The following is a 15345-nucleotide window of genomic DNA, read 5'->3' as shown; positions in this document are numbered from 1 at the left end:
CCGTGCGGGCATTTTTCAATTCAAGAGAGCGCCACAGGCGGTCTTTCCTATAAAGCAAAAAAGTTTCTGTTCACTCCGTGACCAGTAACCCAGAAAACTTAGTTTTTAAAGCTATGGATCGGAGCTGGAATTCTTCCGCCTCTTGCCACAAACGCATCACAGGAGAAATTATTTACCGGCATGATTGGTGCATAGCCAAGAAGACCACCGAATTCTACTGTCTCTCCTACTCCTTTTCCGATAACAGGGATCAGACGGACTGCGGTTGTCTTCTGGTTCACCATTCCAATTGCTGCTTCATCTGCAATAATGCCGGAAATGGTGGATGCCTTCGTATCACCTGGTACTGCGATCATATCCAGTCCCACAGAGCATACGCAAGTCATAGCCTCTAATTTCTCAATGGTAAGTGCACCTGCTGTTACCGCATCGATCATTCCCTGATCCTCGCTGACCGGAATAAATGCACCACTCAAACCTCCAACTGCTGTGGAAGCCATTACACCACCTTTTTTTACCTGATCATTTAACAGGGCAAGAGCTGCTGTAGTTCCAGGTGCACCGGCTCTTTCAAGACCGATTTCTTCCAGGATCTCAGCCACACTGTCACCAATTGCAGGAGTAGGCGCAAGGGAAAGGTCCACAATTCCAAACGGAACCCCAAGCATTTTGGAAGCCTCCCTGGCAACCAGCTGACCTACACGGGTTACCTTAAATGCAGTTCGTTTGATCATCTCGCAGAGAGTTTCAAAATCCTCTCCTCTTACTTTCTCCAGAGCGGTTTTTACAACGCCTGGACCGCTGACACCAACATTAATAATACTGTCAGCCTCTGTAACGCCGTGGAATGCACCCGCCATAAACGGATTGTCATCCGGTGCATTGCAGAATACTACCAGTTTGGCACAGCCAAGGGAATCCTGCTCTTTGGTTGCCTGAGCTGTTTCCAGAATAATCTCTCCCATAAGCTTCACAGCATCCATATTGATTCCAGTCTTTGTGGAACCAACGTTCACAGAACTGCATACCCGCTCTGTACTGGCAAGTGCCTGCGGAATAGAACGGATCAGAAGCTCCTCTGCCGGTGTCATTCCCTTACTTACAAGAGCTGTATATCCACCGATAAAGTTCACTCCCACCTGCTTGGCAGCTTTGTCCAGAGTCCTGGCAATTGTTACAAAATCATCTGTAGTCTTGCATGCAGCACCCCCAACCAGACCGATTGGTGTAACAGAAATTCGTTTGTTTACGATCGGGATTCCGTACTGTGCTGATATTTTCTCACCGGTTGCCACCAGATCTTTGGCATATGTGGTAATTTTGTTATAAATTTTTTCGTTTAATTTCGCAAGATCGCTGTCAATACAATCCAGCAGGCTGATTCCAAGAGTAATGGTACGTACATCCAGATTCTCCTGCTCGATCATTTTATTGGTCTCGTTTACCTCAAATATATTAATCATAGCATTCGTATTCCTTTCTATGGATATATCACCTACAGGCGACATTTTTGTGAAATGAATGTCCAATAGACGTGGACGGAACTTTCATTTCAAATTCGATGCATTACGTTGAAAATATCCTCATGCTGGCAATGGATCACTACGCCGATCTCATCCCCGAGAGCAGCCAGTTCCTTGGAAAGAGTTGCAATTTCCTTGTCTGAAGCGCTGGTATCTGCGACCATCATCATGTTAAAATATCCCTGTACAATCGTCTGGGAGATATCCAGAATGTTAACCTGATTCTGGGCAAGATAAGTACATACCTTTGCAATAATACCAACGGTGTCATTTCCTACTACTGTGATAATTGTTTTTTTCATGATACTCCTCCTGTATTTGGGCCTGCAGCCCATATTTGACTGTCTTAGAGCGTGGCTGAAAAAGGCTTTCTGCAAGATGTGCGTCACAATTTGTGGGAGATTTTGTCTGGATTCGGTTGCCGTAGCGGGCTACGACAACCGAATCCGGGCAAAATATACCGCAAAGTGGGGCGTGCAGATTGCGGGAATGATTTTTCAAACAGGCTCTAGGGAAAATACAGCTTTCATCGTTGCATTTCTAACGCCATAATTTCTCCTGCTTTGTATATAAAAACTGAACTTATATTCCAAATATAGTTTTCTCTTCTACAATACAACCACATCTGAAATACTGTCCCGTTTCGCAACCTGAATCTGAAAATCTTTTGATCTATATGGATTATCTCCAAGGGTTACCTCTGAGCAAACGGTCTCATAGGCAAGCGCCTCATAGTTGTTTTCTTTACTTAAATGTCCAAGAAAAACAGCCTTCATGTCATCATGTAAAAGCCTGCAAAGCAGCTTTCCTGCATTTTCATTGGAAAGATGTCCCCGATCTCCCAGGATACGCTGTTTCAGATAATAGGGATAACTTCCCACCTGAAGCATACGGATATCATGATTTGCCTCCAGCAAAAGAGCATCCAGATTTTGTAAATTATCTACTATGTAATCGTTATATTTTCCAAGGTCTGTGGCGATCCCAACTGCCTTGTCTTCACACTCAACCCGGTATCCTACCGGCTGTGCCGCGTCATGTGGAATGGAAAAAGGATGAATAGTCAGATCCCTGATATGAAAATCCTGATCCTCCACAATCTCATGAAAAGTGTCTTCCGGAAGGTTCTTCATATTCTTCATTCTGCTGATCGCATCTGCAGTTCCACCTGTAGTATAAACCGGAATGTGGTATCTGCGTGCCATCACTCCCAGACCGCTGATATGATCAGAATGCTCATGAGTGACCAGAATCGCGTCAATGTCCCTGCCAGTAAGCTCCAGCTGGTTCAGTCCCTGCTCGATCCTTTTGCCGCTTATTCCTGTATCTACAAGAACATGGGTCTCTTCTGATCCCACATAAATACAGTTTCCGCTGCTTCCACTGGCAATGCTACAAAGTCTCATTTCTTCTTACTCCTTCATCTATCTGCTTCCAGGTTTTTTCCACATTTCCGTTATTTTCTACAACGAAATCTGTATGGGCTCGAAAATAATCTTCGCTGGCCTGATTTCCGATAATTCCAAGAGATTTTTCCCTTGTATAGCCTCGGTTTTTCATCAGGCGCTGAATGCGGATTTCCTCATCTGTATGAATATACCATACTTCATCACAAAACTCCTGGTAATGTTCTTCCAGAAAAAGTGCAGCTTCCACAATGCATAGCTTCCGTCCCTTATTCTTCTGTTCCTCCAGGCTTTTCAGGATATATCTTTTTACAGCCGGATGAATTATTCCATTTAGGCGGCTCAAAAAATCCGGTTGCTCAAATACTACATCGGAAACCCTCTTCCGGTCAATAGTTTTATCGTTTTTTATCACATCTTTCCCAAACAGATCAATCACTGGCTGATAACATTCCTGTCCCGGAGCCATCACAATATGTCCCACTTCGTCAGCCTGTATAACAAAAGCATTATATTTTTTCTCAAGATAAGCAAGCACCGTACTTTTTCCGGCACCAACTCCTCCTGTAATACCAATTGTCTTCATTTGTCCTATTCCTTACTGCTTCGATTTCACCTGGTAATTATGAGGTGCAAACTATTTTCTTCCTCAATCCTATTCCAGACATAGCTCTGATTCTACTTTGCCTCGTACCAGTTATTCCCCTGATGCATATCTACTTCCAGCTCCACTGCCAGATTGGCTGCACCCTTCATTTCCTCTTCCAGAATTCTTGATACCTGAGGGATTTCATCTTTCCAAGTCTCGATCAGCAATTCATCGTGGACCTGAAGCACCAGTCTGGATCTCAGTTTCTCATCCAAAAGACGTTTATACACACGATTCATGGCAATTTTGATAATATCTGCGGCAGTTCCCTGAATTGGCGAGTTCATGGCAACACGCTCGCCAAAGGATCTCTGCATAAAATTGCTGGATTTCAGTTCCGGAACCGGTCTTCTTCTGCCAAACATAGTGGAAACATAGCCTTTTTCTTTTCCCTGCTCCACAAGTCCATCCAGAAATCCCTTTATGCTTGGATAGGTCTCAAAATATTTCTGGATATAAGCGGCAGCCTCTTTTCTTGTAATACTAAGATCCTGGCTAAGACCAAAAGAGCTGATGCCATATACAATGCCAAAGTTTACCGCCTTGGCATTTCGTCTTTGCAGAGGAGTGACCTCCTCAAGCGGAATATGAAAGACCTGAGACGCTGTCAGTCGATGAATATCTTCCGCCTCCCTGTAAGCCTTGATCAGCTTTTCATCCCCGGACATGTGAGCCAGAACACGCAGCTCAATCTGTGAGTAATCAGCATCCAGGAATACAAATCCAGCTTCCGGTACAAATACTTTGCGGATCAGTCTTCCAAGCTCCATTCGGACTGGAATATTCTGAAGGTTTGGCTCTGTACTGCTGATTCTGCCAGTGGCAGTTATGGTCTGGTTAAAAGTGGAATGGATTCTTCCATCCTTCTCGATTACGGCTCCAAGACCGTCTGCATAAGTGGATTTCAGCTTTGTAAGCTGACGATATTCCAAAATATCATTTACGATTGGATTCTCTGATGCCAGTTTCTCTAATATATCTGCGGATGTGGAGTAGCCGGTCTTCGTTTTCTTTCCTCCCGGAATAGCCATTTTTTCAAAAAGGATCACACCAAGCTGTTTCGGAGAATTGATATTAAATTCTTCTCCTGCCTGCTGCCAGATCAGCTTTTCCAGTTCATGAATGCGGACAGTCAGCTTTTCACCATAATTTTTCAATTCTTCTCCTTTTACTTCGATTCCCCATTTTTCCATGGAATCTAACGTAAATACAAGAGGAAGTTCAATCTCTGTGTATACCTTCCACATACCTGTTTCCTGAAGCTTCGCTTTCAAGGGGGCTCTGGTGGCAAAAGCGGTATACGCCATATAGCATGCCAGATGTTCCAGTTCCGGCATATCCTCCTCCCAGGCCTTTTTCAGGGATATTTTTCCCAGAAGCTCTTCTTTTCCCGGAAGGAGCTTCCCATCCAGATAATCTTTTGCAAGCTCTTCATAAGTATAAGTACTTTTCAAAGGATTCAGAAGATAAGCTGCAATGCCACAGTCAAATACGTTTGCATCGGGTGTTAGATCAGCACGCTTGAGCATGGTTTTTACGTCCATGGAACAAACTGTGGTAGACTTCCCCAGCCTGCCGATCTTATCACTTAAATAAGCTGCTGTTACCATTCCCTCCACAGGAACATAATACATTTCATCTTCCCCTAATGCCAGACCAGCTCCATAGACACCTTCTTTATCCCAGAGAAGCGCTATTCCCACAGCTTCTGCCTGTCCCGCTTTTTCAAAAAGTGCCTCACAGCCCTCCAGATCATTGCAGATGAAAAAATCCTGTTCTATTGTATTTTCATTCACTTCAGCCGGATCAAATTTCATCAGAAAATTCCGGAAATCCAATTTTCTGCATAGCTCGTAGGCTTCCTTTGTAAAAATATTTCCTAACTGGAATTTCTCCTGTTCAAATTCTATGGGGCTGTTTGTACAAATAGTTGCAAGCTCCTTACTCAGCTGGGCCATCTGGTAATTTTCCCTCAAAGATTCTCTGGCCCGCTTTTGTGAAATCTCTTCCACATGGGAAAAAGCATTTTCTATGGAGCCATATTCTGCAAGCAGCCTGGTGGCTGTCTTCTCTCCGACACCTGGAATTCCAGGAATATTGTCGGCAGCATCACCCATAAGAGCCTTTAATTCTATAACCTGGGCAGGAGTAACCAGATACCGCTCCTGCACCTGGTCTTCCTTATAGTCTTCTATAACAGTCTGCCCTTTTGCAGTCCTTGGCAGACGGATCATGGTTTTCTTAGTCGCCAGCTGTAAAAGATCACGGTCACCGGAAAGAATGATTACATCCATACCTTTTTCTTCACCTTTTTTCGCCAGCGTACCAAGAATATCGTCTGCTTCAAAGCCTGCAAGGGAAACTGTGGCGATTTCCATCTTTTCAAGCATCTCTTTCAAGAGCGGAATCTGTTCCTTTAGTTCCTGAGGCATGGGCTTACGTGTACCTTTGTATTCTGGGTATTTCGCATGGCGAAAAGTCGGCTCACTTCTGTCAAATGCCACTGCCAGATATTCCGGTTTCTCTTCTCCCAGCACTTTAAACAGGATATTTAAAAAGCCATAGACAGCACCTGTATGCAGACCTTCTGAATTAGTCAGATCCGGAAGTCCGTAAAATGCCCTGTTTAAAATACTGTGACCATCTATCAGTAAAATTTTCTCACACATATAAGCCTCCTGTACCGTGTTTCCTATAATACCTGCATAATAATATAAATCAAAAATCCACCCAGTCCAGCAATCAACGCACAGAATCCCATTCCACTCAGCGCGCGGCGGAATCTCATCTTCAGTATATAATGCTTGGATTTACGAATATCTTCTTCCAGAAGCTCCCGAAGATCCAATGAGGAATCTCTGCTCTCCTCATCCAGCTGCTGCATGGCAGCATGAACAATAAAATAAGTTTCCAGCTCGTCGTAACAGGACGGACAATTTTCCACATGTTCCAGAAAATCCTCCAGTTCATCTACAGATAAATCATGCTCAATGTATCGGTTTACCATACTCTCTGCTGTCTGACAATTCATGGAAACACTCCTCCCTTTTGCAGCCCATATTTGTTATTATATCCGAATCTTCCCCAAAACACAAGAGACAGCAGATGTTTGACCGGATACTCTTTAAGCAGACAAGGGAAATAACCAAAATCTGTTTAAAGGGCATCTGATCTTTTTCTGCTGTCCCTTATTTTATATATCCGGCAATGCGGTTCTTTTTATTGCCGCAAAGTCCGGTCAAATATTACAAAAATGCTCTTTTTACTCTGCACTGGCTGTAAGAGACTTCGGCGGATCATTTAAAATCTTCATAAATTCCTCGCCTGTGATTGTTTCATGCTCATACAGATATTTTGCAAGTTCATGAAGCTTCTCAATATTATCCTCAAGAATCTTATAGGCCTTCTCATGCTGTCTTCGTACCAGCTCTACTACCTTTTTGTCCAGAAGCGTCTGTGTCTCAAAGGAGCAGCTAAGACTTGAATCACCACCCAGATACTGATTGCTCATACTTTCCATCGCAACCATATCGAACTCATCGCTCATGCCATAGCGTGAAATCATGCCTCTGGCAATCTTGGTAGCCTGCTCGATATCATTCGACGCGCCAGTTGTAACACTGTGGAAAATCAGTTCTTCAGCAGCACGGCCCCCAGTAAATGTAGCAATCTTATTCTCCAGTTCTTCCTTTGACATCAGGAAGTGCTCCTGCTCATCCACCTGCATGGTGTATCCAAGAGCGCCTGAGGTACGGGGAATAATGGTAATCTTATGAACCGGAGCAGAATCCGTCTGTTTCGCCGCCACAAGTGCATGTCCCACCTCATGATAGGATACGATCAGCTTCTCCTTATTGGAAAGCACCCGGTTTTTCTTCTGGTAACCAGCGATAACAACCTCTATACTCTCCTCAAAATCAGCTTGCGTAGCAAACTTCCTGCCATCACGGACAGCACGAAGAGCCGCCTCATTTACAATATTGGCAAGCTCTGCACCGGAAGCGCCGGCTGCTGCCTTGGCAATTTCATCGAAACGGACACTGTCTGCGATTTTGATCTTTCTGGCATGGACTTTCAGGATTTCCTCACGTCCTTTCAGATCCGGAAGTTCTACCGGAATACGTCTGTCAAAACGCCCCGGACGCAGGAGGGCCGGATCCAGGGAATCTGGACGGTTGGTAGCAGCCAGGATTACAACTCCCTTGGAGCCGTCAAATCCATCCATCTCTGTAAGCAGCTGGTTTAATGTCTGCTCACGTTCATCGTTTCCACCTGTGAAGCTTCCGCTGTCACGTTTCTTACCAATGGTATCAATCTCATCAATAAATACAATACAAGGTGCCTTCTCATTTGCCTGCTTAAACAGATCACGAACCTTGGCAGCACCCATGCCCACAAACATTTCCACAAATTCTGAACCGGAAATAGAGAAAAACGGTACTTCTGCTTCTCCTGCAACTGCCTTGGCAAGCAATGTCTTACCTGTACCTGGAGGGCCTACAAGAAGGGCGCCTTTGGGCATGGATGCTCCAATCTCCGTGTATTTCTGCGGATTATGAAGATAATCTACAATTTCCGTAAGAAGCTCTTTCGCCTCGTCCTCACCTGCCACATCTGTAAATTTAATTCCTGTAGAAGACTTCACATATACTTTGGCATTGCTTTTTCCAAAGGACATTGCTCCGCCAGGACCACCGCCCATAGAGCTCATCATCTTCTTACTCAGCCATCTTCCAAGGAAAACAAAGATTACGATTGGGATCACATATCCGATCACCAGACTGAGGAAGATGGACTGCTTCTGAGGCTCCACTGCTTCCATACTGGTTCCGGCTTCATAAAGGCGGCTTACAAGGTCCGGATCATCCATGCGTACAGTCTTGCACACCACGTCCTCGCCGTTCTTTCTCACTATATAATAGATATAATCGTCCTGCACCTCTGCCTTAGATACATTTCCACGCTCTACATTGCTGAGGAATGTACTGTAGTCGGTTTTCTCTACAGAGCGTTCCTGCATGGCTGGAATGGCAAATATGTTCAGGAAAAGGATCACCACAACCGCTATCAGTGCAAAAATGTACAATGGCCGGTTCTCTGGTTTTTTATGGTCAATATTCATTGGCATTTCCTCCATTTTCTGTCAACTGTTAAATACTTTAGCATTTCCATGTATGAATATCAATATTCTGCCTCGAAAATTTATAAACTTTTCATAATTTCATCTTTACTTTATTTTTATAATGTGCTATTATATCAATTGTTCAACCGCCGGCATGTCGGAATGGCAGACGAGGCAGACTCAAAATCTGTTGTAGGCAACTACGTGTGGGTTCAAGTCCCACTGCCGGCACTTTTTCATATTTCATATGTTATATAAATCCTGTCAAATCTTTGATTTTACGGGATTTTTTATTGTTCAGAATTTCAAAAAATGGCAAAGGTTGTCAAAAATTTGCCCTGCATTTGCCTCGTGGGTTCATACTTTTGACCATCAATCTCCAACTGTTCCAAAGAAATTCTTTCTATATAGCAAAAGAGGATCCGCCAGCATCTCAGCGGTTCCTCTTTTCATTTACACAGTCTGCAAGCCAAACGCATCAAACTGTTTTTATTTTACTCATAAGTAATTACGCCCGGTCTTCATCCTCCAGCATTTTCTCAAAAATCGGGAAGCAGTCGAAAGTTGCAAAATAATCTCTTGGGGTCTCGGCGCGACGGATCATATCGAAGCTTCCATCTTCGTGAAGAAGGATCTCCGCAGATTTCAATTTACCATTGTAATTATATCCCATGGAAAAACCATGTGCGCCAGTATCATGAATCACCAGATAATCTCCCATATCAATCTTCGGAAGATAACGGTCAATTGCAAACTTATCATTATTCTCGCAAAGAGATCCTGTGATATCATACAGGTGATCGCAAACCTGATCCTCTTTTCCAAGAACAGTAATATGATGATAAGCACCGTACATAGCCGGCCGCATAAGGTTTACTGCGCAGGAGTCCACACCGATATACTCTTTGTGAGTGTGCTTCTCATGAATCGCTTTTGTTACCAGGCAGCCATAAGGTCCCATCATGAATCGTCCAAGCTCTGTATAAATAGCTACATCTCCCATTCCTTCCGGAACCAGAACTTCTTCATATACCTTGCGTACACCTTCTCCAATTGCACGAATATCGTTTGGAGTCTGCTCCGGGCGATAAGGAATACCAATACCACCGGAAAGATTGATGAATTTAATATGCGCCCCAGTCTCCTTCTGAAGCTTCACAGCAAGTTCAAACATAACCTTCGCAAGCATCGGGTAGTAATCGTTCGTCACTGTATTGCTGGCAAGAAATGCATGAATTCCAAACTCCCTGGCGCCCTTACTCTTCAGGATACGAAATGCATCAAAAATCTGCTCCGTAGTCATGCCATATTTTGCATCCCCAGGATTATCCATAATATCATTGCTGATCTTGAACACTCCACCAGGATTATAACGGCAGCTAATGATCTCCGGAATCTTTCCAACAGCTTTCTCTACACTCTCAATATGAGTGATGTCATCAAGATTGATAATTCCACCGATCTCATCTGCATATTTAAACTCTTTATCCGGAGTGTCATTAGAGGAAAACATAATGTCTCCCTTCTTGCATCCGATAGCTTTGGAAAGCATCAGTTCTGTCATGGATGAGCAGTCACATCCGCAGCCATATTCCTGCAGAATCTTGATCAGAAACGGGTTCGGGGTTGCCTTTACTGCAAAAAACTCCTTAAAGCCCTTGTTCCATGCAAAAGCTTCCTTTAAAGCCTGTGCATTCTCCCGGATTCCCTTCTCATCATAAAGATGAAATGGGGTAGGATATTTTCCGGCAATTTCCTGTACCTTCTCCAGTGTTACAAAAGGTGTCTTTTTCATAATAGTTTCTCCTCGTTTGTAAAATACAGCACTCGCTGCTCTTAAAAAGTAATTTTTCTGTTGTCACAAGTCAGAGCCTGTGACAGCTTTATTTGGCTTCAATCACATGCAGCATATTTGTTACAGCACCTTCCCGGGTCATATTGGTAGCAGGATCTCCAACCGTAAATACGATCAGGTCTCCTTTCTTTGCAAGCCGCTTTCTGCGGACAACGCTCATGGCCTGGGAAATAATATGCTCTGTGGAATCCTTCTCGTATCCTTTCAACGGTGTAACGCCCCATACAAGCTGAAGTCTATGCAGAATCGTATCATTGGGAGTAACAGCATAAATAGGAGCTTCCGGCCGGAAATTGGAAATCAGTCTGGCTGTTCTTCCTCCAAAGGTAGGAGTCACAATGGCCTTGGCCTTCAGATCTCTTGCAGTCTGCACTGCAGCCAGTCCCACAGCACTGGACACTCTGCTCTCACCACACATATTGCGGTTATGGGTATAATCCTCATAATTCAGGTGAGGCTCTGTGGTCTGTGCAATCTCCACCATCATCTTCAGTGCTTCCAGCGGATATTTACCAGCTGCAGTTTCACCGGAAAGCATGATCGCATCTGTACCGTCGTAAATAGCATTGGCAACGTCTGCCACCTCAGCTCTTGTAGGACGTGGATTACGGATCATGGAATCCAGCATCTGGGTAGCAGTAATAACCGGAACATAGTTCTCATTGCACTTGCGGATGATCATTTTCTGGATATAAGGAACCTCACTTGGAGGAATCTCCACGCCAAGATCGCCTCTGGCAACCATAATACCATCTGCGGCCTTGATGATCTCATCAATATTTTCAACACCTTCGGCATTCTCGATTTTGGCAATGATTCCAATATCATGTCCGCCATTTTCATCTAAAAGCTGACGGATTTCTTTAATCGCTTTTGCGTCACGTACAAAAGAAGCTGCAATATAATCAAACTCCTGTGTAATTCCAAACAGAATATCCTCTTTGTCCTGCTCTGTAATTCCCGGAAGCTTCACTTTCACATAAGGGACGTTGATTCCTTTGCGCTCTCCAAGCTCGCCGCCGTTTAAGACACGACAGACAATATCCCCATTCTTAATATTCTCAATCTCCAGTTCGATCAGACCATCATCAATCAGGATTTTACCGCCTTTTTTCACATCTTTGTAAAGATTTTCATATGTGATGGCGACTCTGGTCTCATCTCCCTCTATATCACCGGTAGTAAGTGTAAATTCGCTTCCAGCCTCCAATGTAATCTTCTTATGATCCTTAAGAAGCTTGGTACGGATCTCCGGTCCCTTTGTATCAAGAAGCAGGGCAACCGGAATATTCAGTTCTTCCCGTAGGTTTTTGACCATGTCTACTCTTCCCCTGTGTTCTTCATGAGAACCATGGGAAAAATTAAAACGTGCAATATCCATTCCGGCACGCATCATAGCTCTTAAAGTATTTTTCTTACTGGATGCTGGTCCCATAGTACAGATAATTTTTGTTCTCTTCATAAGCAGTCTTTCCCTCTGTCTTTTCAGTCATTTGCTGGCTGCTGCCCACATCGTTCACAGCAGCCATGCAATGTTACCGGTTAACAATTACATTAATTTCATTTCACATGTGTATGTGTAAAAAGATGGTCCTGGCAATACTCATAATTTCCATTGCATCTGGAACAAAAACGAAATTCCAGATTAGGATCATCAAGCTCAGTACGTCCGCAAATCGCGCATTTGTGCTTGGTCACACTGCCGCTGCCTGATTTCATACGTCCCTGGGGTTCCATTGCTCTGCGGAATTCATTTCTTCTGTGGACCTCCTTCGGGTTATACCGGCTGAAATCCTTTGTTCCAAAGTAAAAAATAATGAAATTCAACAGAGAAGCCACAATCGGGATCACCAAATACCATGCACCTGCCATAATGTACTGAATCATTTCATATACAACGATCACCACATAAAAAATTGCCATCCACTTCATCTTCACCGGAATGATAAACATAAGCAGAACCTGCATATCCGGATAACACATTGCATATGCAAGGAATGTGGACAGACTGATATAGTAAGTAGAAAATACGTTTCCTACCAGAACATTTCCTCCGAGAAGGAAATACAGAATGAACGCTCCCAAAATTGTAAATATCACGCCCGAAAGAATATACAACGTATATTTAAAAGTTCCAATCGTCCGCTCCAGAGAAGTTCCAATTGGATAATAAAAGAACAGAACTGCAATTGCAAACCATAATACTCCGGAAGTGCTCGGTGGATACAGTACCCAGGTCACTAGTCTCCATACCTGTCCCCGCAGAATATACGCTGGTTCCAGGCTCAGCCAGTTCAGTATGCCTGGATTCACGATCATCAGTGCATAACCGATCACATAGCATACAATCATGTAAATTGTGAGATTGGGAATACCAAATCTTCCAAATTTTCGTTCCAGCTTATCAATAAATTTCATGTAATCCTCCTATTCAGAAAAATTTCTTCTTGGACAGAATCACAGCTGCCACAATACTCACCAGTATGGACAGCAATATCACCACTAAAAATCCCCATTTGTCAGCAGAAAACGGCATTCCCGAAGGGCTCAGGTTCATTCCATATGCACTGAACACAATAGTGGGAATACTCATTACAATCGTGATAACGGACAAAACCTTCATAACCACATTCAGGTTATTGGAAATAACCGAGGCAAAAGTCCCCATCATGCTGCTTAAGATACCGCTGTATATATTGGCCATCTCGATTGCCTGTTTATTCTCAATGATAACATCTTCCAGAAGATCCGTATCCTCCGGGTACTGCTTAATGCTCTCTACCTTCAGAAGCTTCTCCAGTACTACCTCGTTCGACCGAAGAGATGTAGTAAAATAAACCAGGGATTTCTCCAGTTCCAACAGTTCCATTAGTTCCTGATTACGGGTGGACATGTGGAGCTTCTCCTCCACCTGTTCACTTTTCTTATCTATAATACGCAGATAATGCAGGTACATAGTGGCATTGCGGTACAGGATCTGCAAAATGAATCTGGTTTTCATATAGGTAAAGAAATTACGTACTCTTCCCTCCATAAACCGGGTAAGCACCTGGGTATCCTCCAGACATACGGTAAAAATCATCTTCTTGGTAACAATAATACCAAGAGGGATAGTGCCATACCAGTCCTTGTCATTGCGTTCCTCGATCATAGGAACATCTACCAGGATCAGTGTATAATTATCTTCCACTTCAATACGAGAACGCTCTTCCTCATCCAGAGGAGCGCGAAGATCATCTACTTCGATTCCGAATCTTTCGGACATCTCAAAGATCTCAGTTGCAGTGGGATTGGTCATTGCAATCCAGCAATCCTCCTGTGGTTCCTGAATCTCATGGATCGCACCCTCTATTGTCTTAAAAATCCTTACCACAAGCTGCACTCCTTCCAATCTCTTGCTTCTGTATAAAAACCAGCTGTCCCACTTTTCTGTCAGACAGGGCTCCTATCCTCAAAAATACACGCTTAATTATAATTTCTACAGGAAATTTTGTCAATTCTAATAGATTCGGTTTACAAATTTTTTGCATTTCGCTATAATGTCTTTAACATCACATTCATACTTTAATTCGGCACAGCAGTTTTCCCTCCACAACTGGCGATTGCTGCAGTCCGAAGAAGAAAGGATTTATGCCTATGAGTCAGTCAACATTTGGAAAAAAATTTACAGTAACTACCTGGGGAGAGTCCCACGGCAAGGCACTGGGCACCGTTGTAGATGGCGTTCCAGCAGGACTTTTCCTTACGGAGGCAGATATACAGACTTATCTGGACAGAAGGAAGCCTGGCCAAAGCCGTTACACCACTGCCCGAAATGAAGGAGATGAAGTCGAAATCCTTTCCGGAATCTTTGAGGGACAGACCACTGGCACCCCCATTTCCATGATCGTGCGGAACAAAGACCAGCGTTCCCGGGATTACGGAAATATCGCGCAGACCTATCGCCCTGGACATGCAGATTTTGGTTTTGACAGTAAATATGGTTTTCGCGACTACAGAGGCGGCGGACGTTCCTCTGGACGTGAGACCATCGGCCGAGTTGCCGCCGGAGCCATTGCAGCCAGGATTCTGAAAGAACTTGGTATTACCCTGCAGGCCTACACCAGTTCCATCGGACCAGTCTCATGCCAAAGCTACCACCCTGAAATAATACCGGAAAACTCTTTCTATATGCCAGATATGGTTGCCGCAGAAAAAGCAGCCAAGTATCTGGAGAAATGCATGAAAGAGGAGGACAGTGCAGGCGGTGTTGTCGAGTGCCGTATAAGCGGCGTTCCTGCTGGCATTGGAGATCCTGTATTTGGAAAACTAGATGCAGCTTTTGCCCAGGCACTGATGTCTATTGGCGCCGTAAAAGCAGTGGAAATCGGCGATGGTGTAAAGGTTTCCACCATGAAGGGTTCCGAAAACAATGATGGCTTCCACATGGAAAATGGCAGAATTGTAAAGACCACCAACCACTCTGGAGGCATTTTAGGCGGAATCAGTGACGGCGGTGAAATTCTCCTCCGCGCCCACATCAAACCAACCCCATCCATTGCACAGCCTCAGCAGACTGTTACCACTACCGGCGAGAACACCTCCATCGAAATCAAAGGCCGCCATGATCCGGTAATCGTCCCCCGTGCCGTTGTAGTAGTAGAATCCATGGCCGCCATCACACTGGTAGATGCTATGTTTTCTAATATGAGCGCACGGATGGATTATGTGAAGGATTTTTATCTGTAGATTACGAAAAAAACGTCGTTAAAAATTTTTCCAGCAAGTAATAACAGTCTCCAATGCCATTA

The 15345-nt window shown here is 44.0% G+C and carries 14 protein-coding genes and 1 tRNA gene; 3 read left to right on the top strand and 12 right to left on the bottom strand.

What is annotated here, in order from left to right:
- Positions 1-98: 98 nt before the first annotated feature.
- The 3 genes from LIZ66_RS13435 to LIZ66_RS19470 all read right to left on the bottom strand — a co-directional run bounded on the left by LIZ66_RS13435 (position 99) and on the right by LIZ66_RS19470 (position 1982).
- Positions 99-1463, bottom strand: coding sequence for a PFL family protein (locus LIZ66_RS13435; protein ID WP_195478217.1), 1365 nt, complete (start codon positions 1461-1463; stop codon positions 99-101).
- 89 nt (positions 1464-1552) lie between these two features.
- A complete protein-coding gene (locus LIZ66_RS13430) occupies positions 1553-1825 on the bottom strand; it encodes an ACT domain-containing protein (protein ID WP_021925040.1) in 273 nt (90 codons plus the stop codon).
- Positions 1791-1982 carry a DUF6783 domain-containing protein gene (locus tag LIZ66_RS19470; RefSeq protein ID WP_308768413.1) on the bottom strand — a complete coding sequence of 64 codons (192 nt, stop codon included), beginning with the start codon at positions 1980-1982 and terminating at the stop codon, positions 1791-1793. The genes LIZ66_RS13430 and LIZ66_RS19470 overlap by 35 nt, the downstream gene beginning before the upstream one ends.
- On the opposite strand from LIZ66_RS19470, the gene LIZ66_RS19465 reads away from it, so the two are divergent.
- Positions 1902-2075 carry a DUF6783 domain-containing protein gene (locus LIZ66_RS19465; RefSeq protein ID WP_306797084.1) on the top strand — a complete coding sequence of 58 codons (174 nt, stop codon included), beginning with the start codon at positions 1902-1904 and terminating at the stop codon, positions 2073-2075. The two genes, LIZ66_RS19470 and LIZ66_RS19465, sit on opposite strands and share 81 nt — an antisense overlap.
- A 56-nt stretch (positions 2076-2131) precedes the next feature.
- Here the strand turns inward: LIZ66_RS19465 and LIZ66_RS13425 are convergent, their stop codons facing one another.
- From LIZ66_RS13425 to ftsH, 5 genes are all read right to left on the bottom strand, one after another.
- The gene (locus LIZ66_RS13425; RefSeq protein WP_118580030.1) at positions 2132-2929 is read right to left on the bottom strand and encodes an MBL fold metallo-hydrolase; all 798 of its coding nucleotides are present in this window, start codon (positions 2927-2929) and stop codon (positions 2132-2134) included.
- The gene (gene coaE, locus LIZ66_RS13420) at positions 2916-3515 is read right to left on the bottom strand and encodes a dephospho-CoA kinase (protein ID WP_148462829.1); all 600 of its coding nucleotides are present in this window, start codon (positions 3513-3515) and stop codon (positions 2916-2918) included. Before coaE ends, LIZ66_RS13425 begins: the two co-directional genes overlap by 14 nt.
- Before the next feature lie 92 nt (positions 3516-3607).
- The gene (gene polA, locus LIZ66_RS13415) at positions 3608-6247 is read right to left on the bottom strand and encodes a DNA polymerase I (protein ID WP_173718132.1); all 2640 of its coding nucleotides are present in this window, start codon (positions 6245-6247) and stop codon (positions 3608-3610) included.
- 23 nt (positions 6248-6270) lie between these two features.
- Complete coding sequence (locus LIZ66_RS13410; RefSeq protein WP_118580021.1) at positions 6271-6609, bottom strand: anti-sigma factor family protein; 339 nt, start codon at positions 6607-6609, stop codon at positions 6271-6273.
- Positions 6610-6840: 231 nt separating this feature from the next.
- Positions 6841-8700, bottom strand: coding sequence for an ATP-dependent zinc metalloprotease FtsH (gene ftsH, locus LIZ66_RS13405; RefSeq protein ID WP_227200787.1), 1860 nt, complete (start codon positions 8698-8700; stop codon positions 6841-6843).
- 148 nt (positions 8701-8848) lie between these two features.
- Between ftsH and LIZ66_RS13400 the strand changes: the two genes are divergently transcribed.
- Positions 8849-8931: transfer RNA gene (locus tag LIZ66_RS13400), tRNA-Leu, on the top strand.
- A gap of 277 nt (positions 8932-9208) precedes the next feature.
- Here LIZ66_RS13400 and LIZ66_RS13395 read toward each other — a convergent pair.
- The 4 genes from LIZ66_RS13395 to LIZ66_RS13380 form a co-directional block, all read right to left on the bottom strand.
- The gene (locus tag LIZ66_RS13395; protein WP_195699742.1) at positions 9209-10495 is read right to left on the bottom strand and encodes a diaminopimelate decarboxylase; all 1287 of its coding nucleotides are present in this window, start codon (positions 10493-10495) and stop codon (positions 9209-9211) included.
- Between the two features lie 88 nt (positions 10496-10583).
- Positions 10584-12017 (bottom strand): pyruvate kinase, encoded by a 1434-nt coding sequence (gene pyk / locus LIZ66_RS13390; protein WP_148462834.1) that lies wholly within the window; start codon positions 12015-12017, stop codon positions 10584-10586.
- Between the two features lie 98 nt (positions 12018-12115).
- A complete protein-coding gene (locus LIZ66_RS13385) occupies positions 12116-12973 on the bottom strand; it encodes a rhomboid family intramembrane serine protease (RefSeq protein WP_148462835.1) in 858 nt (285 codons plus the stop codon).
- A 13-nt stretch (positions 12974-12986) separates the two neighbouring features.
- Entirely contained in the window at positions 12987-13928 is a 942-nt protein-coding gene (locus LIZ66_RS13380) for a magnesium transporter CorA family protein (protein WP_148462836.1), read from the bottom strand.
- 263 nt (positions 13929-14191) lie between these two features.
- Here LIZ66_RS13380 and aroC point away from each other — a divergent pair, with 263 nt between their 5' ends.
- Positions 14192-15283, top strand: a complete 1092-nt coding sequence (gene aroC, locus LIZ66_RS13375) for a chorismate synthase (RefSeq protein WP_173735324.1) — start codon at positions 14192-14194, stop codon at positions 15281-15283.
- Positions 15284-15345: the final 62 nt, after the last annotated feature.

Source organism: Blautia faecis (genome assembly GCF_020554845.1).
Classification (GTDB): domain Bacteria; phylum Bacillota; class Clostridia; order Lachnospirales; family Lachnospiraceae; genus Blautia_A; species Blautia_A faecis.
Note: the sequence above shows the minus strand (reverse complement) of the source record. Positions and strands in the feature narration are given on the sequence as shown.

Bases quoted from the DNA above. Each gene is read 5' to 3' on its own strand.
- ftsH (WP_227200787.1), bottom strand. From the start codon at position 8,700: ATGAATATTGACCATAAAAAACCAGAGAACCGGCCATTGTACATTTTT.
- LIZ66_RS13410 (WP_118580021.1), bottom strand. From the start codon at position 6,609: ATGAATTGTCAGACAGCAGAGAGTATGGTAAACCGATACATTGAGCAT.
- aroC (WP_173735324.1), top strand. From the start codon at position 14,192: ATGAGTCAGTCAACATTTGGAAAAAAATTTACAGTAACTACCTGGGGA.
- coaE (WP_148462829.1), bottom strand. From the start codon at position 3,515: ATGAAGACAATTGGTATTACAGGAGGAGTTGGTGCCGGAAAAAGTACG.
- LIZ66_RS13430 (WP_021925040.1), bottom strand. From the start codon at position 1,825: ATGAAAAAAACAATTATCACAGTAGTAGGAAATGACACCGTTGGTATT.
- LIZ66_RS19465 (WP_306797084.1), top strand. From the start codon at position 1,902: ATGTGCGTCACAATTTGTGGGAGATTTTGTCTGGATTCGGTTGCCGTA.
- LIZ66_RS13435 (WP_195478217.1), bottom strand. From the start codon at position 1,463: ATGATTAATATATTTGAGGTAAACGAGACCAATAAAATGATCGAGCAG.
- LIZ66_RS13385 (WP_148462835.1), bottom strand. From the start codon at position 12,973: ATGAAATTTATTGATAAGCTGGAACGAAAATTTGGAAGATTTGGTATT.
- LIZ66_RS13425 (WP_118580030.1), bottom strand. From the start codon at position 2,929: ATGAGACTTTGTAGCATTGCCAGTGGAAGCAGCGGAAACTGTATTTAT.
- polA (WP_173718132.1), bottom strand. From the start codon at position 6,247: ATGTGTGAGAAAATTTTACTGATAGATGGTCACAGTATTTTAAACAGG.
- LIZ66_RS13395 (WP_195699742.1), bottom strand. From the start codon at position 10,495: ATGAAAAAGACACCTTTTGTAACACTGGAGAAGGTACAGGAAATTGCC.
- pyk (WP_148462834.1), bottom strand. From the start codon at position 12,017: ATGAAGAGAACAAAAATTATCTGTACTATGGGACCAGCATCCAGTAAG.